Genomic DNA, 24,076 nt, shown 5'->3' on the forward strand with positions numbered 1-24,076 from the left:
GTGAAAGTGGTTTTCGGGCGCATCAAGCTAACCAACAGAGCCCTGGCCTCGAACCGAAATGTTAGTTAGTAGTTCGGCCGTTTGTCGTTCCACTTCGGCGGCTCGCCGTGTTTGTCGACGTGGCCGTCGTAGTGCTCCTGTTCGAGCGTCCGATGCTTGTTCGTCAGCTTCCCCAGGAAGCCGACTGTCTCGTACCTGGGGCCAGTAGTAGGGGCTGTCCCTCCCCAGCTTCGGCTTCATCGTCCCCACTCTCACCCGCCGCACCAGCGAGCTCGGCACCGCTGTCGGTGACTTCATCGGCGGTGACGGCTGACGGGTGGGCCAACTCGCTGAAGTAGTAGGTGGGCGGCTGCCTCTGGATGAAGTCCAGCCCGTAGTCCGCGAAGCGTGGGAGGCCCGTCAGCGTCCACTCCGGATGCTCGGCGAGACCAGTGTGACTCTCGCGAGGACAGGCTTTCGCGTCGTCACGGGCGACATAGCGCGGCCGACGGAGTAGGCGTATTGGGTGTATTCGCCCTGTCAAGCCTACCGACGGTAGAGACGCCAGAGCCAGCTCGGTGTCGATGCGGTGATTTCGTCGGTAACTGTCTTCCACGAGTGGTCGCCGTGGAACGCCTGGGCATAGGTAGCCGACACGCCCGCTTCCTCGCTCACAAGTAGCAATGAGCCGAAGAGGGCGTATTCGGGGAGAAATGCAACATCACTCCAACGATACCGTGGACGAAAATGTCCCAAAGGCCGCCACAGAGGGTGAGATCGAAGCGCAATCAGCTCCTCGTCGGTAACACCGAGTTCCCGAACGGCCGCCAACGCGATTCCGCCCCGGCGGGTTCCATGGGCAAGAACGCCCTCCAAGAGTGTCTTCGTCCGCTGCCTCTCGGCGAGATGGATCAGGGAGTCGTGCTGTAGTTCGGTGCCGAGATAGGCTTGCGCACGGATTGACACAGCCTGCTCGAAACCCTCCTGCAGGTACGGGTGTGCCCACGTTGGCGAGTCGAACCGGTGCTGATAGGCGTGACACAACTCGGACGCTAAATACGTGTATGCCGTCTCCTCGGGGAGCTGCCTTGGGCTCACGCCGATCCAGCCCGTCCGGGCAGAGTACCGCCCGGCGATGAACACGAGTGTCAACGATTCCGGCAGATCGCTCGTGAGGAGCGCGAGACGTTCGCGTCGTGAACAGTCATAGACGAGATGCTCGCGCCACGTGTCGCGGTACGGCGTGGAGTCGACCTCGAGCAGGTCGTCGTAAAACCGCGTGAGCTCGTCGAAGCGTTCGTAGAGGTCAGCCTCGCTGGCAAGAGGACCACCGAGATTTTGCAGGAGTGACTCGGTCAGAGGAGGTGCGTCCGGGTATTCCGCTCGGTATGCCTCAACTGCGTCTGCGCAGGTTACCCGTAATTGTTCAAAGAACGCCTCGTCGTCCATCCGAATGGATGTATAGATAGAGGAAGTAAACCTCGTTCGATTGAATACACTCAGCGCATTTCGGGAGAAGAGTTACCCCCTGTTGTTCAATCAATTCTGCTCTGTGGGGTAACTACAGACGTCCGCTCCTCCAGGGCCCTGGCTATCGAGATCTACCGAAACCCAACAATATAGTCGTCGTTGAATACGTTATCTGAACCGGGACTATCACCGTCCGATAACTCGATATCAGCAGTCGATTCGGGGAAGGATTTCTTTCATATCGTAACGAACTCCTCGGTGTCGGCTCCGCTGGAACCAGTAGTGTGGCTCACGAGGTGTGTCAACTGGTCCCGGTGAAGGCGTGCGGAGCCCCCTCTATTTCGACTGGGAAATCGCATAATGGCTCTCTAACTGTGAGTGTGGCCTGTGTCGGGGGTACCCGAGGTCCTAGTTACCCCACAAACTGATATTGATCGGGAGAAGTGGGGTAACCATGGCGGAAGACTCAGTCGGGAAACCAACGCCACCGGACCTTCCGAAGTACCTTCGCGAGCCACTCGAGAAACAATCCCCGGAGCGACTGGACGCAATAGCAACATATGCACGCAAGCTTGCAGAGTGGAGACGTGAGCAGCGGGAGATGCAGGCGAATCAACGTCGAGAGGAGGAAGCGGTCGATGACGAGGAACTCAAGGAACTGAATGACCGCGATATTTCGACAGATTCAGCGGAATACGAAGATGTTCCAGCTAGTGGTGCGTACATCACCATCAAGGAAACCAAGCCTGGGTATCGGTACTACTACTGGCAGTGGCGCGATGGGGACTCCTGGAAGAATGAGTATATTGCCCCAGTGAATCCAAAAGAGCAGTAACTCTCCGTGTGCGAAGTGATTCCAGAGTTCCTACTCAACAACCACACCCCATGTGCGAGATGAATCTGGTCCAATCAAAGGTGAGATCTTATCTATCCAGCATGGCGGGTAGCCGAGCTCGCCAGAGAGTCGATTGAGTTCGTCGAGTAGATTGGTGGTGCGTTCGCCGCCGTCGGTACTGGGGTGATGGTAGGTGGGTGTTGGTGCGTGGTTTCTTTCGTAGGTGACCGGTACACCCCCCGGATTTCACGAGAGTTGCTGAAGACAACTTCGTGTATAGGGCCTCAAAGTAGGTCACCCCCCGTGTGCGAAGTGATTCTCTGGTTCTTCAGCTGTCGACTCACCCCGTGTGCGAAATGAATCCTACCTCATCCTCGGGCTGAATCGCTTCTACGCTGAGGCGAGTCAGTAGTGATACCCCGTGTGCGAAATGAAATCTCGTGCACCATTGTCAGACAAAGGTAAATCATCAGTCAGAAAACAGCGGTGGAAAGACACCCCGTGTGCGAGATGAAATCCGACAGCCCCGGTGCAGTACCTTCCAGCTAGTTCCCTTCGAAGAAATCGTCGACCTGTGCGTTCACGACCGATTTGATCAGACTTTCGTCATAATCGAGTTCGTCAAGTCGAATGTCATCAGCGAGAGTATCTGCAACCACCGAGGGATCATCAACGAAGGTATACTCCTTATGAACACCACTCCCATAACCTCGACCTCGTTTCTCGGATGTCACGAAGTTGTAGGTCTCAGCCTCACTCATGTACCGGAGATAGGAGTCGCGTGATTTCTCATCCGCGTCGAGCAGGTCAGCGATGTACGTGTAGACGCGGTAGGCGACAGTGCTGGGAACGGCTTTCAGGTTCCTCTCAGCGTGTATCGGAACGATGGCAGTAGCGTACAGTGACAGCTTCTTTTGCGATGAGAGCCCCTGCATCTGGGTCAACGTTCGATCACGTTCTGCCTCTTCCTGGGCTCCCCGGACGTGTTCCTCACGAACGAAATCCTCGCCTCCACGATCCGCGATCTCGCCAGCTTTGCGGAAGAGATCAATGGCTTTTCGCGCGTCGCCGTGGTCCTGTGCCGCGAAAGCGGCACTGAGCGGAATAATGCCGTCCTCAAGGACGTCATCTTGATACGCGTCCCGTCGACGCTCGAGAATAGCCTGGAGTTGATTCGCATCGTAGTCGGGGAAGACGACATCCTGTGGATTGAACGAACTCTCTGCTCGGCCGTCGAGTTCTTCCATGAATCGTGGGTCGTTTGTGAGAGCGGCGACGGAGACGTGTCCCTCGATACGCCCCAGCTGTGACGCACGGGACAGCTGATACAGCAGCTTGGAGTACGCAGGGTCATCGCTTGGATCACGCTGCCGGCCAACGAGTAGGTCAACCTCGTCAAGGATGATGATGACTGAATCGAACTCCGTGCTGAGAATCTCGTAAAACCGTTTCAGTTTCTGATCGGTAGAAATCCCGCTCTCGGGGACGCCGACTTCGACCCCGGCCTCGATAGCGGCGTTCTCGACGAGTCGGTAGACAGCTCGGTCGTGTGATTTGATCGTCTGGCAGTTGATTTTGATGACACCGAACTGGTTGTCCTGGGAGTTCGCGAGCTCGAGGACCTGTTGGCAGACGGCGTTAATGATAAGCGACTTTCCAGTCCCGGATGGACCGTACAGCAGCATATTGGGCGGACGGTTCCCCTGCAGTGCCGGACGGAGGTACGTGATGATATCGTCCAGCTGTTCGTCACGACCGACGATTCGGTCTTCGTCGATGACGGCGTCAGGGTCGAGCAGTCCCTTATCTCGGAAGACGGAGTTCTGGACGCCCTGCTGGAGGCGCCCCTTGATCGATTGTGAGAGGGACTGTTGGTCGTCGCCGTCGGCCATGTGCTCGGTGTGTAGCTGAACCAATAAATAGGTATGGGCACCGCGTGCGAGATTAAATCAGCCGTATTGAGCAGATAGAGACCTAACGCGACGTGGGGCCTACAAATCATCCTTGACCCTGGGCAAAGTCAAATCCTCGGACCACACCCCGTGTGCGAGATGAAATCGAAGGCGAAGCGAGTTTGAGATGGTATGATTTCCGGTGGGTACTCAACCCGATGAGAAACTATGGGGATGGGAGTCGGGAGGCAACCCCCACACCCCGTGTGCGAGATGAAATTGGCCCTGGAGAAGGAGGGGGACCCTATGGAGAGTGGGGCGTGAACGGGCTAAAGAGTCGATATGAAGCGGTGTAACTCATAGAGAGCGAATCGCACAATAGCTCCTATGTCTGACAAAGATTTATAATAGATACACGCAAATCAGACCCGTAGTGGAAGAACAACCGAGCGAGACGACTTAGTCTCGCGTTAAGGTCTTCCAATAAGTCCTCTCGTCTTATCTGGCCTCTAATCCCGTCTTTACTGCTGATTCCAGCTCTCCTCGAGTTTCTTTCCGATCCGGGACTCGTCTGTGAGCCCTTCCCGTCGAATCGATTTCATCTCGCACACGGGGTGTGGGGGTGGATGTTTCATCTTGCACACGGGGGGTGGACTCCATAGCCAGCTTTGTCCCACTCGTTCACACGAGTTACCCCATGACAACTCTTTTTGCCAGTGACGTGGGGTAACTGACCCGATAATCTACCACCGCACCTCACTCCCGTTGAGAATCACGCTCCTCAGCTACGGTTCTTCTTCCGTCACGAATTCCGCACAGTCCCCACAGTAGAACCCGTTGTATCCGAGCTCCTTTTCGATAATATTGTACACCGCAGGCTCACCACAGTCAGTACACCGGCGGGAGGCGTTCTCCGTGTTCAACCTCACGATAACCTCAGCCAGCTTGTGGTCATGATAGACTGCTCCGTCACGCCACCACCGTTTCCAGGTCTCCTCATCGAACCAGGGCGCGAAAGCCACTTCCGCAGTTCGACGCGATCTCCCTTCCGTGATATCTGATAGGTAGTCCTCTGCGGGTTCGAATTTCTGTTTCCAAGGGTGCGCGTTCCATAGCGTTGCCGCCATCTGATCGGCAAATACAGGTGGTAGTGTCGGATGTGGGAGCGGGCCGTGCGACTGTGTGGAGACCAATCCTCGGAGTATCCATCTCGGTACGTCCGACCGGCTGAACAAGCTCTCCCAATCCTGTGTTCGCCAGATTCTGCGTGCCTGTTCGTCGTGCCACTCCAGTGGCAGCGTCGCAGGGGCCCCTTGCTCATATTTTTTCAGCAACTTATCGACACTCCGTGATTGCATCAGTTCTCGATAGCTCGCCGGAGCCGATCCCCACTGCGACCGGGGAGGAACTCGCTCTGGCCAGACGGCTTGTCGAGTTCTATGTCTCAGATCAGTTTCATCCAGTTTGCACTTGTACCGACCGAAGTCGTTCGAATCAAGCCATGCTACTGCGAAATCCTGCGCGACGTAGTCATCTGTCGTCCCTTGGATATCTTTTGAGACGTTCTTGTGCTGGACTTCGATAGCAAGTCCCTCCCCAAACTGCTCGTCGCGGTCGACGAACCGCGCAGCCACATCGGCATCTCTATGTTCCTTTCCAGAAACGGGTGCTTCCAGTCGATACTCTTGACCGAGGAACTCGAGGCGCTCTCCGAATAGTGCTCGAAGTTTCGCTTCGGCGAGGTGCTTCCAGTGTTTGTGCTCCTCGGATTCCGCGACCGTAATGCAAGCCGACGAACTGCCTCTGCCTCCTTCGCCGTGGCCCATCGCATCAGTGTGTTTGAAATGAGGAATCGTGCCGTCGGAGGCCTCACGCCATTTCCTGAGCCGGCCGCCGCATTCGGGACATTGTGTGTCCTCTCGGAATGGAACTTCGCTCACGTGCCTTCGATTCCCCTGGTAGATTCCGAATACTGGCATCGGTCTATCTCCAACGTTCTACTCCGTCTCGGCGCACTTAGCTTCAGTCTACGGCAACCGTAGCGGAACTAAAATCGTGCCTCCTGGGCGGAATAATTTTCGCGGCAGTGAGGCGACCAGCGGTGCCGTGGGAAGCCTCATCGGTTACGACGGGGAGGAGGTCACCAGACTGTACCCCTCGTTTTCCTGCGGGAATTTAGAAACAATAACGCGGTTACACTGTCCGAGCATGACTGTTCCTTCCTCAAACGAGTCCCCGTTCGATACCAACGCACCCTCTACCACGTCGCTGTACTCTCCCGTCACCGCCACGAATATCTACCACGCTGTCACCGACCTCGGCTACCCCACCGAGTACGTCACAATCGTCGCCCGCGCCCTCGATGAATTCCAACTCGCCATCTCGGCTGCCAACAACGGCCACTTCCTCCTCGACCAGCTCGTGCCACAAGCCGAACGCTTCGAGGTCCTTGATGTCGACCGCGTCACCGGCCGTAACCGCCTCGGGGACCTCCTGTTCTTCAGCGGTCCTTACGCACAAACGATACTCACCGACGCCATCGGAATCGCCATGCCCGAGTTCGAGGGCCCCGCCACCGGGCACCCCAACCCGATGTCTCCCACCTCGTTCGGCGTCGACGAGATCGACGATCAGCACGAGTCAAGGCACGAGTACGACCAGGAGTACGGCGCCGACTACAGCGACGGTGCTGGCGTGAGTGATCTCCCTCGGTACATCCCTGACGGTGCCGACCTCACGTTCGACCGCTACGACCTCGGCCTCGAAGACTGCTTGCTCCCCGGCATCGATTCGGCCGTGATCCGCGCTGAAGTCCAGCAGATTGCCGAACTCGCGTTTATCTTCTACCGGACAGAGCCCGAGTTCATGGAGGAACTCGATCCCATCGTCGCCTGTACCTTCGTCGTTCGGTCGGCTCCCCACGACGACATCGTTATGGCCGAACCCGGTCCGCGGAGTGTACCGCTTCCTGACGGCACTCGCATTGCCTGACGCTCCACGACGTAGTCCTCATCATATCAGAACTGAATCGAGGGACTCGGGGTAGACCGTACTGTACTCCACTGCGCTGCCGAGGCACAGCGGTGGGGAGAGCCGAGTAGCGGCCGGATAGGCCGGTGCTCGTCCTACATAACACTTGGCCAGTCGACTGTAATGTAGGACACTCCCCCACGGCGCCGTCGCTCTCTGCTCAGACCATCTCGACGAGTAGTGCCCCCCGAAATTCCAGTCAGATGGAGACGAAGGGCGTCACTAGTAGCCGAGTGCCGGGTCGTCATCCGCCTCACCCCGCGCAGCCGTCTCGGGAGATGGGCGACGCTCACCTTCGAGGTCGCTCTCAGAACCACTTTCCTCCGCGTCGACGTCGGGGAGGTCGTCCGTCTTCGGCGTTAGATTCGCCGCGAGTTCCTTAAGATCCGCATTCGAGGGGAAGTCCTCACGTGTGACCGCCCTCGCATCCCGTTGAGCCGCCCGCCGGCGGGCCTGTGCCACCAAGGAGACGAGATCAGCCCCCGTCAGTCCCTCGGAATGCGTCGCGATTTCGGCGTACTCATCGCCCGACAGCGACGAAGGGACACCCTTGAGGTTGACGCTCAGGATAGCGTGACGCGCCTCCTCGTCCGGGATACCCACCTCGAAGTGTGCCGTCAGACGCCCCGGACGGAGAATCGCCCGGTCGATATCTCCCGGCCGGTTCGTCGCCGCCACGACGATGGCCCGCCGGTCTTCCCGCGTGAGTTGTGCAAGGAACTCGCTCGTGACCTTTCGATCCTCGGCGTGAGCGCTCTTGGCCGTGTGCTCGCGAGCCCCGAAGAGGTGTTCGGCCTCATCGAGGAAGATGATACATTCCCCGAGATCGCTGGCCTCGTCGAAAAGCGTCTTGACGTGGTCAGAACTCTCGTTCACCCACATACTCGTGATGTCAGCAGGCGAGAGTTCGACGAACGGCACGTCCAGCTCGCCAGCAAGTGCCCGCGCGAACATCGTCTTGCCCGTCCCCGGCGGGCCATACAGGAGGACGCCGCGCTCGGGCTCGATGCCGAACCGTGAGAAGCGGTCGTCACCCGTCCGAGCCGACACCAACGGGTCAACGACCTCATCGGAGAGACCATTTTTCACGTCGGAGTATCCCCCGATATCGTCGAAGGTCGTGATTGAACGCTCCCAACCGTACATCCGTGACGACAGATCATACTCCGAGGCGGTATCATGCCACTGACCGTGATAGTGATTCGTCGTATGGGTCGGCCCGCCGATCGTCGTACTCTCCTCGACGACGGAATCATTCGCGCTCGCATTAGCGCTGTTCGAGGACCAAGCTTTGTTCGCAGCGTTGTCCTCTGGGAGGGAAATCCGTTCACGCTCGAAGCGATTTACGCCATTATCGCGATCTACGTCGATGGCTTCGAGGGCTAGATACGCCCCTCCAGCAATCGTGAGCCCGTACAGAGCGGTGAATATGCTGCTGGTCCAGGTCAGAGTGATCCAAGGTAGGATGCTCAATACCAGCATCACAATAGCGACCACGAAGAATCCGGGGAGGGAAGCTAGCCACCCGGCTGCAATCGGCGGATAGAGGCTTCTTCCAGTAATTTTGCTGATAGCGAAGCAGAGGGGTACTACGATGAGACCAACCGCTATTGCGGCTCGTATCCCTGCTCCTCTAGGGTCGTACGTAGATAAGGAACTTACCAGCCACCACGTTGCGGGTATAGAAATGAGTACAGACTCGAGGACGCGGCCTATAGGACCGTACTTGGGGAACCCGTTCCGAGATCGGAGGAGCACGTACCCGAAGTCGGCGATAACGATGATGCCGAGGGAGGTATGGGTAAGTGCGTTGATGATATTTGTTGGCATGAGTCTGTTTAGGTGATGCCGTGGTTTGGTTGGGGGGTAGTTCTCGAGTCTCTGTCCCGCACCGTGTCGATGGGCTTGTGACCCCGAGATTCGGGGTATCTCTCCCTATTAGGCTGGTACTCGTATTTAACATCTCGCGCTACAGCGGCGGAAGAGCCTGCGCCGAGAGCCGGAGAACGACCACCAGAGATGTCGCCTCACCCAGGGGTTCCCTGTGATATCACTCCTGCTCCGATTAGACGCGTCTAGAGATTCCCTCCCTCCGAATTCTCGGTCCCGAGGTTGTTACTCTTGGGTGCCTGTCCAGCAGTCGCCATCCCGAACTCCGAGAATTGGCGGTTCTGGTTCGGACTCTCTTTCGGCCCGTTTGAGCCGATCATCGGCTGCCCAATTCGGCGGCCCATCGAGTACGCGAGGTAGGAGTTCCCGCCGACTCCGCCGACTATCGCGGCCGCACCGGTCTTGGTCGCGAACTTCCCGGCCCTCGCCGTGCCACCAACACCCTTCCTGCCGACGGCCTTTCCAACGCCTGCCCGGCGCTTCTGCGAGGAAATTTTCGAGACGGCAGCCTCAGACTCTTCGACGCGCTGGCCAGCGTCCTGCTGCTGGGCCTTCGCCTGCTTGTACTTCTGTGTGAGGTTGACCGTTCGAGGCACACCGTCCGTCCCCATGTACGACATCTTCTTGTGGAGGGTGTCGGGGTCGGTCTTGAATTTCGGCGTCTGGCTTTCCATCGGCTCGGAATCGAGGAAACTCTGCTTTTTCGCCTCAGCCATCTCCATCTGGTCGGAGCCCATCGCGTTCTGGATGAACTTGGCCTGCGAACGGGCCGCCTGTTCGTCCGTCTGCGCTGCGGCGAGATTGGACTGTGCCTCGTCCAGCTTCTGGGACGTCCCGACATGGTCGATACGGTGTGCCGCCGCTTGGTGAACACCCTGCTTCACCCTGCCGGCAGTGTCTTTCGCACGCGTCGTTAGGCGGCTCGAGAGCCCCGACCCGCCAACGCCGACGTTCGCGCTTCCCGCACTCCCCGCGCTCGCACCCGCGCCGGCGCTCGAGTCCGAGCCGGAGGCCGCTGCACCGCCAGCCGTGCTTCCACCGGACCCGCCGGCAGCAGCACCGCCCCCGGACCCGCTAGCTGCGCCACCGGATGCCGCTCCACCGCCACCGACCGCACCGGCGACCGCGCCACCGACCGCCGCCGTGACAGCCATCGTCGCGACGGCCGCCGCCTCGCCCGCCCCGATGGGCTTGCCAGCCCACGAGATAAGCTTCCAGATCGTCACGATGAGCAGCACCGGGAAGATGAGCATCAGTGCGAGCTCGGCGAAAATGAGGCCAACCTCGCCCGCCGCGTTCTGGATCTGCCCGGCCGCCGTGTCGGAACTCCCGCCTGTCGCCTGGAGGATCGCCCCATGCTCGATGACCTGGAAGGTCAACACGAGGATGGCGATAATCGGTCCGGCTAACAGCGAGAAGACGCCCATCCGCATGTACGTTGCCCCGACACTCCCGACCGACTTGAACGGGCCGCGCCCCACGAACCAGACCACCGCGAAGAATGGCGTCCCGACGTAGGCCATCCAGATCATGAACCAGCGCAGCAACAGGAAAAACAACGCCAGCAGCAGCGCTAGGACTGACAGAATCGCCGCGATAATCGATACGATGAACTTCAGCGCAAACGTCGGCGCTTCCTTAGCCGCACCCAGAAGCCCGTTCCCGTATCCGTAGTTGACTTCGCCCGCACCGGGATCGAGATCTAGGATAGCGACCGTGACGGCGTTTGTCGCGTCAATCGCGAAGCCCCAGGCTGGCTGGGACACACCGATGAGCAACAAGACCATTACCGTTCGGACGACGAGCTCCATCAGCCCGGATTCGCGGTCCTCACTGAACGGCCACGCGATAAGCGCGAGCGCAATCATGATTGGGAGCAAGACCAACGATATCTCGAACATCCCCGTCCACGCCTCACCCGCAGATGCGGATCCGTACGGGTTCGGGACTTTCAGCAGACCCTCGATGAGTTTGTCCGTGAGTGATGTCGAGAGGCCATCCGCGGCTCCTCCAAGCGTCTCAGTAAACCATCCCCAGATGGCTTCCGCGACCGAGTCGGGCCACCCCCCTGCTAACTGCAGCGGCGTAACCGCGAGCAGTACTGCGAGACTGAGTGCCATCAGCGATCACCAGACCCCGATGCTGGGACATCCGACGCGGAGTCACCACCCATCGTGGTCTCCGGCGACGGCTCCGGCCGCTCTCGGTCGCGTGCGAATTCCTTCGAGAGCTCCATGTCCAACTCGCGGTTCGTAATATCCGGCATATCCGTCAGCGTCAGCTCAGAATCACCGGGCAACCCACCCGCGTCCCCCTCGGCAGGGCGAGGTGCACCGACACCCTCCATCTCCTCGATGAAGTCCCACGGGTCGAGGTCGTTGTCGATCATGTAGTGCTCGAACTCACCCGAGTGAACCTCGAGGCGACGACGACCGTGCTTCGTCGTCGAGAGCAGACAGCCCGAGTACCCCGATTCCTGTCCACGCGGTGCGGACTGGAGGTACTTCACCTCTGCCGGCGAGAGGTCGAAATACTCCTTCGTCGCGTCCGAGACGGACTGCGCGTAGAACAGCATCTTGATGTCACAGTTCTCGTAAATCTCGCGGCGCGCGTCCGTCCGCAGGAACTCGTGTGCGGTCTGACTCATCAGCGTCAGGCCCGCGTCGTAGTGGCGAGCGTGGCGGATGAAGAGGTTGATCAGGTCCCTCGTGGACTCGCGACCCAGGAGATAGTGCGCCTCGTCGAACGTGACATCGAAACGGTTCGGCGAACGCTTCGCTTCGAGGTACGCCCACTGCAACATCGCGTGGAGGATGAGCGGCATCTCGCCCGTGTCTGCGAACGAACTCATGTCCATCACGACCAGCCGCGAGTTCAGTTCGAGGTTCGTCTGCCCGTTCAGGTTGTGGTTGATACCCCCTGGTTTGAACGACTCGAATTTCGGTTCAAGCGCCCGTGCAACCTCTTGATGCTTCTCCGACGGCGTGAACACCGCCATCGGGACCGAGATGTGCGTCTCCGTCAGCGGCTCACCCTCCTCCGAGAGGATGCCCATAGCTTGGAAATGATCGAGCTCAGCCTCGTCGACGAGGCCCTCCTCGAGCGCGGGCATGAATCCACCGTGGGTGATGACCTGGACGCCCCGGATGAGGTCGTCGATGGTGGGCGACTCGTTCGCGTACGACTCATACTCGCCGAGGACGATCCCCTTCGAGAGATACGCGTAATGCGTCGCCTGAATCAACATCCCCTCTTCCGCAGCGGGGAGGCCCCCCCGGTCTTCGTAGTGCGTATTCAGCATCTCCACGACCGAGCGAACCGTCAGTGGGTAGGTGTCCTCGGATGCGCCCGCCTCGCCCGACGGTGGCGAGATATCCATCGGGTTCACCTTCTGTGCCCCACCGAAGCGGATGACCTCTCCACCGAGTTTCTTCGCGAAGAACGGGTAGTCGTCACCCGCTGGGTCGAACAGGATACACTGAACCGTCGGGTCGGCGAGAAGCCGGCGATAGATTTCGAGCTTCCGGGCGTAGGACTTCCCCGACCCCGTCTTGCCCGAGATGACCATCCCGAACCCGGAGTGGGCGTAGCGGTCGATGATGACCGGCCGCGAGGTGTCGTCGAAGCCCATCATGATGCCGTCCGCGTCGTATATCGGTGGCTCGACGAGGTTGAATAGCGTCGCCAGCGCCTCCAACTGGATCGGGTGGACGTTCTTGACTGTGTCCGTCGCTAGCGGCACGATGGTTCCGTTCCCCTCGATTTGCTGGTGGTGGAGGACCGTCGTTTCGACGTCCTGCTCCGCAAGGATGGTATCGACGCGCTCACGCATTTCCTCGAGTTCCTCGTGGGAGTCCGCGATCAACTCCATGTAAATCGCGATATCGTACACCTTCGTCGTCCCCCGAATCACGTCTTGAAGGATACGCAGGAGGTCGTCGCGTTCGAGTTCGTCCTGCTGGGTGTCCGTCCGTCCCTTCCGGCTCTTGAGTGTGAGCGCGGTCGTCGTCTGCGTGTAGCGCCGCTGGAGTTGCTGGCGCGTCTTTGCAGCGTTGCGCGGCGTGATGTGCAGCGAGAGCCGCAGGTCGACGTCAGCGATGGTCAGCGGGACCAACCATCCGAGGTTCACCTTCCGAGGGAACCCCGTGACGGTCAGAATCTGCGTGATCTTCTCCTCGCGAATCTGGAACGTCGGGTGGCGCTCCATCGCGCGTGGTGCGACGAGTTTCTTGTCCAGTTTCTCGCGCTCTTCGAGCGACTCGACGGCCGAGATAAGCGGCACCTCATCGGCCTGCAGTTGGTAGGCCGCCCACTCGATGTTCTTCCGTGTCGCGTCCCGGTTGAGGAGGTCCAGGTACTTGAGCGCGAGCTGGGTCTCCTCGCCGGAGAGGTCGTCGATCGGGATGCGTTCAGTGGTATCTTCTTCAGTACCGTTTCGGTCGAGGAGTTTGTGGAGGGGATTCATTGTTCGGCCTCGGTTCGCTCGCCGACCGTCTCCGATTCCGCCGACGCGAGCGAGTCGTCGTCAACCGCGTGATTGTCACCGTCACCGGGGCGGTCACCACCGGCTTCAGCAGCGGTCGGGCTGGCATCGTTCTGTTCATCGACACCCGTCTCGGCATTGCCTTCCGACCCAGCCGTAGTAGGCCCACCGTCCGTAAGCACATCCGCGTCAGCGTCGAGGGCAGCGTTGAGGTCGGGGTCAACCGTGGCGAGACTCGAGAGATCGATCTTCTGCCGCGAGCGCACCGCGAGGACGACCGCCACGAGCAGGGCGAAAATCCCCGCCGCGTACACTTCGACCGTGAGCGTCGTGATGGACGCGTTCGAGTCCCAATCGTAAGGATACGCCGCGAGGAACAGGCTGATTGCACAGCCAGCGATTGCGAGCCCCGCGACTGCGAGCCCCTTCGTCTTCCGCCCCGACGGGAAGAGTACGACGAGACTCAACAGGAACACCGGGAGACTCGCCGCACCCGTCGCGAACGACGCCGTCCGAGCCAGCCAGTAGATTTCCGTCCTCCGTTCGATGGACTCCATCGACCAGACGAACCCGCCGAGTGCCCCGCCCCCGAGCGCGAACCCGAGGAGCCCGAGGAAGACGCCGGCGAAAATCGACCGAGGAACCACCGGGCGTGGACCGTGGCCTACCGGCCCGATATTCCGTACATACCAGCGAAGGATACGCGACTTCGAGATGCGCTCGACGAAATCCGGGTGGGCGTACCCACCATCGCCGACCGGCGCGAGTGGTTCGGCCTCCGGCTCGGGCGTACTCTCTGGATACTCGTGCGAGACGCGGTCGAACTCGAACTCGCCATCCTCGTTCGTTTCGGCCTGTGTCGCTTCTTCGACGTTGTACGCCTCATCAGCGACCGCTTGGACGTTCTCGCTCGGAGTCGTGTAGTTCCCCTGTGTGAACGAAATCGGCGGCTTTTCGCCGTGGTACACTTCGTAGAGGACCTCGAGAACGGCCGGGCGGGTGTCGAGAATCTCGGTTTTCACCTGCGTCTGTGGGAGTTTCGAGGCAACACGCTGGGCGCGGGCCTTCACTTCCTCGATGCATGCGGCCTCGTTCTCGGCCTCGATATCGTTCCCTCCGGGAAGGAACCCGCGAATCTGGGTCACAAGCCCATCATCAGCGTCCTCGTCCTTTGCGACGGAGACGGCAACGTAGAAGTCACGGTCGCGGATCTCGGCTACCTCGACGACGTTCCGGAGCCACTGTGCGTGGTATTTCCGGCCATAGTCGAGCAACGGTGATTCATCAAGCTCGTCGCTCTCGATGTCGCCATCTCCCGACCCGATGAGTGGGCGTTCGATGTTCTCGAATCGCTCGAGGTACGGTTCCGGGTCGTACGAAGTGGTCACTGAGAGGATTTGCGTGGGAAACTGAACCCCACGCAGGAACGTCATAAACGAGTGGTAGAGGCTCTCCTGGTGCTCTTCAGAGAGGATGAGCCACTCCCGTGGTTGCACCCGGACGAGCATGGCATAGGTCGTAGGCGTTTCAACGACGCCCCCGTCACGGACGTTCTTGAAGTCCATGAGATCCAGCGTCGAACCGGCGTCTTCGTAGTCAGTCATGTAGGTCTCCGTTCGTCATCGCGGTCGCAACCGGCCAATCCGCATCGGGGCCAGCATCCGCACTCGCGTCCGTGTCCGCATCCATCTCCGCACTATCGTCAGTCTCGTCCACATCCTCGCCGGCCGGTGTGGGGCGTCCCGTAATCCAACCCTCGAAAGGTTCGTGGTAGGCGATATCGTGCTCGCCAGGTTCCGGTGGCTTCCAGACGTAGCCCGTCCGGCCACGGAAGTGCCGAGCCAGCGCCGCCGCATACCGCAGTGGACGCTGCCCCGGTGGGGTTTTGATATAGATCGCGTACCCGACGATACCGCCGAGTAGCACGAACGGCGCCGTCACGATCAGCGGAAGGCCGATCGTGTAGAGGATGATCGGTACAATAAGGGGTGGCCCCATCGACTCGGCCAGTTTCCGGGCCGACACGCCGAACATCTTCGAGGCGAGCAGGTGCGACGCCATCGGGATGTCCTTGCTCATGCGCTCCCCTCCGTCCCCTCGGCCTCATCTTCGAGCGAAGACGAAGCCGAATCTGTGTCGGCTTCCGAGTCCGGTTCGACGAGTATCGTATTCCTGGGAGTTTGGAACTCTGCCGGCCAGGTACGCTCGGCGGCGAGCAACCGCTGTTCGGCTTTCAGCATCATCCCGCGCCACGTCAGGCCGAGATCCTCACGAATCGCGTCGAGCCACTGATACTCCTCATCCGACGGGATGGAGATACGCGTGACCGGACCCTTCGTCCGGCTCATCAGTAGCCGCCTCCGTCGGCATACCCGTAATCATAGTGCGGGTCGATAACGTCCTCGTCTTCTTCCTCGTCGGGGTGACGAGCCGCGTCTTCGACGTCATCGTGAGCATCGAACGGATGGAGCGATTCAGCACCGTCACCGTCAGCGTCGACGGTCCGTGCCTCGGCAACGTCCCACCGCTCATATTCACGTGCTCGGGTGCCTTCGGCCGCCACCGGCCGTTGCACATGGTGGGTGCGGGCGGTGCGAGCCTGTTGCATCCGGGCGACAGCCGATGTCACGTCGATGGACTGTGTGCCGTCACCGTTCCCCGTGCGGGGGTCGGCATCGGTCTCAGTCTCGTGCTCGGCAGCGCTCTCGTCGCTCTCGCCACTCCAGTCGCCGGCGGCGTCGGAGTCGGCTTCCCCGTCCCCGTTAGTGAACGCGGATACAGGGAGGTCCGTCGTTGAGCGCGCGTGTTGGCGCTGGAGTATCTGTTCGCGCAGTTGCTCAGTGGCGGCTGTTCGCTTCGGGTTCACGCCATCGTGCTGGGTTGGTAGCGGCGTCGCCAGCTCGGGATGGAGCTCCAGGAGCGCCTTGAACAGGTCTATGCTTTCTGCGTGTTTGGCTCCCTCGAGGAGGACGCCGCGCCATACCATCCCGTGTCGGTCACGGAGATTCCGAAGGCGGTCGGCCTCTTCCTGAGAGTGCCAGTCAACTTGTATTTCAGGCATCGGAGGGTGTTCTCATACGATTGGATGTGGACAGTGTCCCGGCCGAGGCTCGCTGGACGATTACACGCCGGCCCGTACGTTTCAGCAACGCACAGGCGTCGTCGTGCCCACCTTGGAGCAGCGAGCCGTCGCTCACGTACCGTGCGAGCGACTGGAGATGGACGGGACTGGCCATCGGCCATCGTAGGCAAGAGGCGGATATAGCCATTTGTCGTCCACAGTAGATGTAGCGGGTGTGGCGGATGTGGCCTGCGAGAGTATTTACCCGCAGATGGCCTCCCCTCGGGCACTCCACAACGCCGTCGAGATTACGGGCGACGTTAGAAACCCTCCCATGATACTCCTCCAACCAGAGACCCTTGCGATCATCACTCGCTGGTCCATCCTCGTCGGTGGACCACTGTCGACCGGCAGCCCCATCTCCGATGTGGCAGCCGCGACAGGCCCGTTCGCATACGGAATCGATCGTCCGATCGCGGACCTCGGGACGACTTCTATTTCGGGCACTCAGTACGCCTCGCTCATCCCACTGCAGTCGACCGCCGACCTCAGTACTCTCACCTCGGATTTGAAAGACGCAATCAAAGTTCCCAGCTGGGTCGGCAACCTCCTCAAGTGGACCGGGCTTATCACGATGATACTCGGCATCATCGCGTACTTTGTCAGCCCTTCAGTGAACAACCGGCGACGCGGATTCGCGATGGCAACCACCGGAATCATCCTCTCGATTATCGGCTTCGCCTTCCCGATCTTCATCGGCCTGATTGACTATGTCCTCTCAGGCTGATCCCCCCCGGGGACCAGACGAGACGCACTCTCGAACGCGAACTCAAACAGGGGGAGCCACCAGCACGCTGGGGGGACGTGTCGCGGCCACCGCCTGCGGTCTCTGTACACAGTTCTTGAGTGGCGTTTTCGCACGTCTCGTCCGCGTCCTCCCAAGCACGCGGTGGAGTCTCGGTCGACATCGCGGCAGCGGCTGTCCTCGAAGTCTGTGCCGGACACTCAGGCGTCACTCCCGCCTGGCCATGACGACATTCCTCGCAGTGACGCTCGTCCTCGCACCCGCAACCATCGTGGTCGCAGACGGACTCGGTCCCATCTACACGATTCCAGCACCCGAGCCCGGTGTCGAGAATGATTACCAGGACACCTACCGAGTCCTCGCGAACAATGATGCCGATGTCGACCCGGCGAGTATCACGTACGACGGGTACTTCCAGAACGACTACCCATACGGCCCGACAGTCCTGAACGCGAGGTCGCAATCACCCTCGCAGACGCTTCGATACGCCGGGACACAGGACCTCTATATCCGAGAGGTCAGCAGTTTCAACGCGATCCCCTACCGGGATGAGTGGCTTCGCTACTCTGACGCCAATTCATACCAGAAAACACAGTTTCTCCTCGTTCACGGGAACAATACCTACGACGGCCCGACGAGTGTCGACGGGAAATGGTTCGTCCGTATCACTAACCAATACGGGGAGTGGCGGCCCGTCTACAACGCCGATGTCAGATGGGACCCCGCACAGGAAGAACACTACGTCGTCAACCCGGATGAGGCACTCATCCACGACGCAGAATACGGGAATACCATCGATCGAAACCTCCACGCTGCCGGCCAGTACATGCGCTATGCCCAGGACTCCGAGCGGGTCGCTGTCCCGATGATGAACGGGCGCGAGCTGTACCCGACCAGTAGCGGCGCGAGTATGCCCCGGAAATGGGGCCAGTCGGACTTCGATACTGTTCGCGATTCGTGGGTCGGCATCAACCACGTCTTCGGGTCTGTCTGGTATCGGGGAAGCTACGTCTCGGGTGGCGCTCCTACGCGCGGGGCGTACGTCCCCTACGACCACCGAGCCGTCGCACCACCGGACTACAGCTACGTCGACCAGTGCCGGATAAACCACATCCACCGCCGGACGCACACCCACGACAACTCCACGCACACGCACACAAGTACCCACTGGCACTACCACGACCGGACGAAGTGGGTCGAATACGACATCCTCAGCTCGAGTGCTGAAGTGATGTCCGTACGGCTCGACGCCCCAGGCTTCGACGGCGACTCCGAATGGAACCAGTTCGGCCCGGAAACATGGATCGCTATCGACGACCCCTCCAGTAGACCCCTCGAATACCCTCGTGGCGAATACACGCTGACCGCTACCCTCGAAGTGACCACCGAGGCCAAAACCCGCTGGGGCATCACGAGCTCGCGATGCAGTGAGTGGACGCAATCCAGCACGGACTCCTATACGCACACGACCTCATACAGCGTCCCCGTAACGATCACCGACTACGACTCGCCCAACCTCAACGTCACCGTCGCTCACATCGACGGCGCCGGCGACGACCGTCTTATCCTCAAGTGGGACGGTGACCAGGACCTTCCTGCCGATCCGTGGACGCAAATCCGCCTCGATATCAACGGGAAAACGATCTACGTCGATTCACCGTGGCGGTTCTACGGCATCGCACGGAACGATGAAGTCGAAGTCCGAACCCTGAGCAGTTCGTCGACCTACGATGTGACCCACACGCATAACGACCGCTGGCCGGCCATCTACCACTACGAAACCAGCGTTGCCAACGTCACGATGGCCTTCCCCCAGCGGAACGCTGAGTACCAACGCTGGGGATGGATCACCACCGTCGATAGTCAAGTGACCGCTCGGCTTGCCGGTGAACCCCTTCCAGCCGGCGTCAACGACCCCGATAACGACGCCCCGACAGAACTCTACCGACAACACGTCGTCACTGTCAACTCGAACGACCTCGACACAGGAGAGACTGTTCAGGTCACCGGCGTGGGGAACCCCTACGGTGCGAACCTCGACGATGCCCAAATCGAAGCCTACAGCAAACCGTACGCCCAGACGGTCCTCCGGTTGATGGAAACCACCCGCTCGCCGACGGGTGAAGACCACGAGGGGACCCTCATCCTCACCAACACCTCCGATGGGTTCCTCGAGGGCAAGGCTATCACCGTCGTCCAAGGCGACGGCACGAGGTGGACCGTCACCACCGATGCCGAGGGACGTGCCCCCATCACCTGGGATGGGATGACCGTCCGCGCATACTACGAGGGCGATGTCTGGGACACCGGCCCGGACGACCCCTACTACAAGGGCGACAGTATCATCTACATGCTCCCACCGGGTGAAGTCACCTTCAGCCCCATCGGTACGGTCGGCGCGTACATCTCGGCAGCGATCGATGACACCCTCATCTTCGTCGAGTGGATTGCCCTCGGTATCTTCGCACTCTGGTACGTGCGGATGCGCCGCCGGACCAGTAAACACGGTGGGGGAAAGAAAGCATGAGTAGCGTCAGTGCACTCGTCGGGCCCACCCTCAAACTCTACCAGACTGCAGCCGTCATCGGGCGCTACGGGACGCTTCTTGCGCTGGTGATCGGCCTCATCGGATGGGTGTGTTCCTCGAACAACGCCGGCTCGATGGTCCGCTACCGTGGGATGGCTATCGGCGGTGCGGCGGGCTTTATGGCCATCATCGCTATCGACGTCATCTACGACGTCCTCGTGTTCATCCTCGGGAGCCAATTCCTCCCCGTCGGATGGCCCTACGGGGCGGTGACGGGCACAAGCGTGACAACGCTCTCCCAGCTCGCAACCGGCCTCAGCCTCGTGCTCCAAGCACTCGGGCTCGCCATCTTCATTATCGGCGTGACCTGGTGGACATTCGGCAGTCGCGGCTCACTCGCTGACGCTCGCGGTCGTCGAGGCATTATTATCGGCCTCACCCTCGTCGGCGGCAGCATCGGCGGCAACGTGTTCAGCGCCCTCGCCTGGATACTCCTATGATCTACCCTGACCACATCTGGCCTGATACACGACACATACAGCCACACTCCAATCATGACCTCCACCACCGAACCGAAACCCGAAGATTACGACCCTACTGACCTTCCACCCCTCTCAAAGGAACCCGTCGCCGGGTGAATTTACGCAAAACTGGCTCTGTTGAAACCTTCAACTGCTGATAGTTTCTTGAGGCCATGCTGCATACGGAGCGCGAGTCGGTCACGCGAAAGCGGACGTGAGTGACCTACCCGAATCGGTAGAAACAGGATACTCATGGATTACTCAATACTGATAATCCAGGTAACGGCCACTCTGAAATGCGGATGCCCACGTCGCCGAAACCCGCAGTCCTATAAGGAAAACAGACATCAGCCTCATCGGTACTGGCTATGAACGAAAACCCGAGTGGAGACACGAGTGGATCAGAAATCCCGTGGTACTCCGTCGTATTCTATGTCATCATCTCGAGCTCATTGATCGGTGTCATGGGCGTTTCACTAATCAGCCCACTCCTCCCAGAACTACGCTCAGTCTTTGGCGTCTCAGATGCAGCAGTCGGACTCTTCATCACCGCCTATTCAATCCCTGGAATCTTCCTCACTCCCTTCATCGGCTACGCAGCCGACCGAATCGGTCGTAAGTGGGTGTTAGTCCCGCTACTCTTCACGTTCGGCATTGCGGGCGCCGGAATCGCCTTTACGACGAACCTTTTCGTCGCCTTGGGACTGCGATTCCTCCAGGGAATCGGGGCCACTGCACTTGTGATGCTCGCAGTCACCCTGATCGGTGATATCTACGAGGGGAACCGTCGCGATACCCTCATCGGCATAAACGGTAGCATGATCGGCGTTGGAGCAGCCTTCTATCCGCTACTCGGTGGCGTACTCGCAACGGTACGGTGGAGTGTCCCATTTCTCTTTTTCGGGGTAGCGATCCCCGTTGGGATTCTCGCAGTGCTAACATTGGACGAGTCGACAGGTGCGTCAGATGTCCAGCTCTCCACATATATCACCCGAATCTATGCGGTGATTCAGTTGCCAGAAGCACTCGCGCTTTTTGCTGCAATGTTCTTGGCGGTGTTCATCTACTATGGCGCCGTGATAACGGCATTGCCGCTGCTGTTGAGTGACGAGTTCGGATTGACCTCCTCACCTATCGGGTTGATACTGGCCGTCGCAGCTCTGGCGAATGCTGTCACGTCGTCGCTGTATGGACGGATTTCCCAGCGACGGACCGCTCCGGAATTGATCTCGTTGGGATTTGTCGCCTTCGGCTCGGGCTTGCTTCTCATCTGGCGGTCGTCTACGACAGGGGTAATAGTTATCGCGTTACTCAGTTTCGGCATCGGGATCGGACTCGCGTTGCCGTCCATCGATATGAAGGTGGTTACGCTTGTCTCGGAGGATCTCCGTGCTGGGATGATGGGGGTGCGAACCAGTATGCTCCGTCTCGGACAGACGATTGGTGCAGTCGGCTTCACGTTCGTCGCTGAGACGTTCTTCGTGAGCACCGTCGAAGGATACCGGACACTGATGCTCGTTGCTGGAATACTCGTAACGGCGACAGGCGGGCTTCTTTATGTCTCACTTCGCAACTAATCTCGTCTCGTCCCTGATTCAGACAGAAACTGAGACTCTTGATGGTGATCAATTTGCCCGCTTTTCCCATCGAATCATTCAATAATTATATAATACAATTAAAAATATTCTACTGAACTTGTCCTAATAGTCAGCAGCTGTCACCTGACAGCTGGTGAGCAGGTCAATTCCAGCGTGCTGAATACAACGCGCGAGTCGGTCGCACGACCGCTTCCATTTCATTGTCACATACAGAGAGGTTATTTGCTCCATTTCTCAAAGGAATATGGTGATTTCGGACTCGATTTAGCCGATAATCAAATCCAAAAAGCTATCAACCAGTCATTCCCTTCCTAATAAGTAGAGTGAATGGAGTTTTTCTGGGATATGTGTTGATGTTTGCTCTGTCTGCGATTGCTTGTCTCGGTAGTATTCCACGGGCCCGGAATATCCAACATCCAGAAACCCGGGAAGGCCTCGTCGTATTCTTACTCTCAGTGGCCCTCTGGTCAGGTGGCTACCTCGGATACCTTCTCGCACCGACTGTTCCGGCAAAACTCGGCTTCTACATCTTCGGGTTCGTCTTCGCATTCGTCGCGGTCGGGGCCTGGCTCTACTTCTGTGCTGCCTACACAGGGCGCCACCCGCGACAAGCCCCCTATCGGCACCTCGTCGGTGGCGTGTTTCTCTTCTTTATCGTGCTCAAGGTCACGAATCCGCTCCACAATCTCTATTTCACGACCGAATGGATGGCTGAGCCGTTTCCCCATCTTGCCATCCATCACCAACTGTTCTACTGGATCCTCCTGGGGCTCTCATACGCGGTCATTGCGGTTGGCTTCTTCATGCTCATCGAACGGTTCTACCACACTGGGACGGATAGCCGGCCACTTCTGATTCTGGTCGGCCTGACTGGTGCGCCTACTGTCGTAACGATTCTCGGCAGCGAGATCGAGGGGTTGCTACCACTCATGTACGAACCGCCGGGTGTCGCGCTGTTCGCTGTAGGAACGCTATTCGTCTACTTCCAGCGCTTCGAAGCTGTCCGACTGACTGGCGGAACGGACGACCCCGCACTCTTCCTTGATCCGGATGGCCGCATTCGAGACTACAACCAAGCTGCCCGGACGATCTTGCCGGGCCTCCACGGCTCGATCGGGAGTCCAGTCGAATCCGTGAGTAGTGAACTATCGAACCGCCTCACAGAGCAACGCGTAATTACAGTTACGCAGAACGGGGAGACGCGCTTCTACGAGGTATCGAATTCGCCGTTCATGGCTGGTGAAGTGAAGACTGGACAGTTAGTGACGATCACCGACGTGACTGCTCGAGAATCGTATCGGCAGCAGCTCGAACAGAAGACGGAGCAGCTCGAAGCCCTGAATCGCGTGATTCGCCACGATATTCGAAATGATATGGCCGTGATTCTCGGCTGGGCTGAAACACTGCAGGCGCACGTCACTGAAGAGGGAGAGGATGCACTCGAACGCGTGTTGCACAAGTCCCAGCATGTGATTGAACTCACCGATGTTGCCCGTGACTTCGTAGACTCACTGTCGGGGGGAGAGATAGTCGAGGTAAAACCGGTTGCGTTAGACGACATGTTGAAAGCCGAACTGGAAGCATTACGTGAGTCCTATCCCGAGGTCAACGTTCACGTCCCCGAGAATCTTCCACAGGTTTCAGTACAGGGGAACGAGATGCTCTCGTCTGTCTTCAGAAACCTCCTTGAGAACGCTGTCAGGCATAATGATGAGGAGACACCTGAAATTACAGTTTCCTACGATGAGGGTGCCGAATGGATTCGGCTTCGAATCTCGGATAATGGCCCCGGAATCCCTGATAGTCAAAAAGAGGCGATCTTCGGGAAGGGGGAGAAAGGGATGGAGAGCCCCGGTACTGGGATCGGCCTGTACCTTGTCCATACCATAACCACGCAGTTCGGGGGGGAAGTGTGGGTTGAGGACAACGAACCCAAAGGAGCGATATTCGTCGTCGAATTGCCCAAATCAAACTGAGAGGTATTG

Annotated in this window: 17 protein-coding genes; 7 read left to right on the top strand and 10 right to left on the bottom strand. The window is 59.2% G+C overall.

What is annotated here, in order from left to right; all coding sequences use genetic code 11:
- Window positions 1-525 precede the first annotated feature (525 nt).
- Window positions 526-1,428 carry a hypothetical protein gene (locus NL114_RS21105; protein ID WP_254824918.1) on the bottom strand — a complete coding sequence of 301 codons (903 nt, stop codon included), beginning with the start codon at window positions 1,426-1,428 and terminating at the stop codon, window positions 526-528.
- 475 nt (window positions 1,429-1,903) lie between these two features.
- On the opposite strand from NL114_RS21105, the gene NL114_RS21110 reads away from it, so the two are divergent.
- Window positions 1,904-2,284: a hypothetical protein gene (locus NL114_RS21110; protein WP_254824919.1), complete on the top strand. Its 381-nt coding sequence runs from the start codon at window positions 1,904-1,906 to the stop codon at window positions 2,282-2,284.
- Between the two features lie 545 nt (window positions 2,285-2,829).
- Here the strand turns inward: NL114_RS21110 and NL114_RS21115 are convergent.
- Both NL114_RS21115 and NL114_RS21120 read right to left on the bottom strand, forming a co-directional pair.
- The gene (locus NL114_RS21115; protein ID WP_254824920.1) at window positions 2,830-4,176 is read right to left on the bottom strand and encodes an orc1/cdc6 family replication initiation protein; all 1,347 of its coding nucleotides are present in this window, start codon (window positions 4,174-4,176) and stop codon (window positions 2,830-2,832) included.
- A gap of 785 nt (window positions 4,177-4,961) precedes the next feature.
- Window positions 4,962-6,155 carry a competence protein CoiA family protein gene (locus tag NL114_RS21120; RefSeq protein WP_254824921.1) on the bottom strand — a complete coding sequence of 398 codons (1,194 nt, stop codon included), beginning with the start codon at window positions 6,153-6,155 and terminating at the stop codon, window positions 4,962-4,964.
- 127 nt (window positions 6,156-6,282) lie between these two features.
- Here NL114_RS21120 and NL114_RS21125 point away from each other — a divergent pair, with 127 nt between their 5' ends.
- Window positions 6,283-7,167 (top strand): hypothetical protein, encoded by an 885-nt coding sequence (locus NL114_RS21125; protein ID WP_254824922.1) that lies wholly within the window; start codon window positions 6,283-6,285, stop codon window positions 7,165-7,167.
- Between the two features lie 261 nt (window positions 7,168-7,428).
- Here the strand turns inward: NL114_RS21125 and NL114_RS21130 are convergent, their stop codons facing one another.
- From NL114_RS21130 to NL114_RS21160, 7 genes are all read right to left on the bottom strand, one after another.
- Window positions 7,429-9,036: an ATP-binding protein gene (locus tag NL114_RS21130; RefSeq protein WP_254824923.1), complete on the bottom strand. Its 1,608-nt coding sequence runs from the start codon at window positions 9,034-9,036 to the stop codon at window positions 7,429-7,431.
- Between the two features lie 245 nt (window positions 9,037-9,281).
- Window positions 9,282-11,216 (bottom strand): hypothetical protein, encoded by a 1,935-nt coding sequence (locus NL114_RS21135; RefSeq protein WP_254824924.1) that lies wholly within the window; start codon window positions 11,214-11,216, stop codon window positions 9,282-9,284.
- Entirely contained in the window at window positions 11,216-13,561 is a 2,346-nt protein-coding gene (locus tag NL114_RS21140; protein WP_254824925.1) for a VirB4 family type IV secretion system protein, read from the bottom strand. Before NL114_RS21140 ends, NL114_RS21135 begins: the two co-directional genes overlap by 1 nt.
- Entirely contained in the window at window positions 13,558-15,183 is a 1,626-nt protein-coding gene (locus NL114_RS21145) for a cell division protein CdpA domain-containing protein (protein WP_254824926.1), read from the bottom strand. The genes NL114_RS21140 and NL114_RS21145 overlap by 4 nt, the downstream gene beginning before the upstream one ends.
- Window positions 15,176-15,658: a hypothetical protein gene (locus tag NL114_RS21150; RefSeq protein WP_254824927.1), complete on the bottom strand. Its 483-nt coding sequence runs from the start codon at window positions 15,656-15,658 to the stop codon at window positions 15,176-15,178. Before NL114_RS21150 ends, NL114_RS21145 begins: the two co-directional genes overlap by 8 nt.
- Window positions 15,655-15,927: a hypothetical protein gene (locus NL114_RS21155; protein WP_254824928.1), complete on the bottom strand. Its 273-nt coding sequence runs from the start codon at window positions 15,925-15,927 to the stop codon at window positions 15,655-15,657. Before NL114_RS21155 ends, NL114_RS21150 begins: the two co-directional genes overlap by 4 nt.
- The gene (locus tag NL114_RS21160) at window positions 15,927-16,640 is read right to left on the bottom strand and encodes a hypothetical protein (protein ID WP_254824929.1); all 714 of its coding nucleotides are present in this window, start codon (window positions 16,638-16,640) and stop codon (window positions 15,927-15,929) included. The genes NL114_RS21155 and NL114_RS21160 overlap by 1 nt, the downstream gene beginning before the upstream one ends.
- 235 nt (window positions 16,641-16,875) lie before the next feature.
- Here NL114_RS21160 and NL114_RS21165 point away from each other — a divergent pair, with 235 nt between their 5' ends.
- The 5 genes from NL114_RS21165 (at window position 16,876) to NL114_RS21185 (ending at window position 24,067) form a co-directional block, all read left to right on the top strand.
- Window positions 16,876-17,427, top strand: coding sequence for a hypothetical protein (locus NL114_RS21165; RefSeq protein WP_254824930.1), 552 nt, complete (start codon window positions 16,876-16,878; stop codon window positions 17,425-17,427).
- 241 nt (window positions 17,428-17,668) lie between these two features.
- Complete coding sequence (locus NL114_RS21170; protein ID WP_254824931.1) at window positions 17,669-19,972, top strand: hypothetical protein; 2,304 nt, start codon at window positions 17,669-17,671, stop codon at window positions 19,970-19,972.
- Window positions 19,969-20,472: a hypothetical protein gene (locus NL114_RS21175; protein ID WP_254824932.1), complete on the top strand. Its 504-nt coding sequence runs from the start codon at window positions 19,969-19,971 to the stop codon at window positions 20,470-20,472. The genes NL114_RS21170 and NL114_RS21175 overlap by 4 nt, the downstream gene beginning before the upstream one ends.
- A gap of 389 nt (window positions 20,473-20,861) precedes the next feature.
- On the top strand, window positions 20,862-22,070 hold the full coding sequence (locus NL114_RS21180; RefSeq protein WP_254824933.1) for an MFS transporter: 1,209 nt from the start codon (window positions 20,862-20,864) through the stop codon (window positions 22,068-22,070).
- Between the two features lie 374 nt (window positions 22,071-22,444).
- Window positions 22,445-24,067 (top strand): sensor histidine kinase, encoded by a 1,623-nt coding sequence (locus NL114_RS21185; protein WP_254824934.1) that lies wholly within the window; start codon window positions 22,445-22,447, stop codon window positions 24,065-24,067.
- Window positions 24,068-24,076 lie beyond the last annotated feature (9 nt).

It is taken from the genome of Haloglomus halophilum, assembly GCF_024298885.1.
GTDB classification, from domain to species: Archaea; Halobacteriota; Halobacteria; order Halobacteriales; family Haloarculaceae; genus Haloglomus; species Haloglomus halophilum.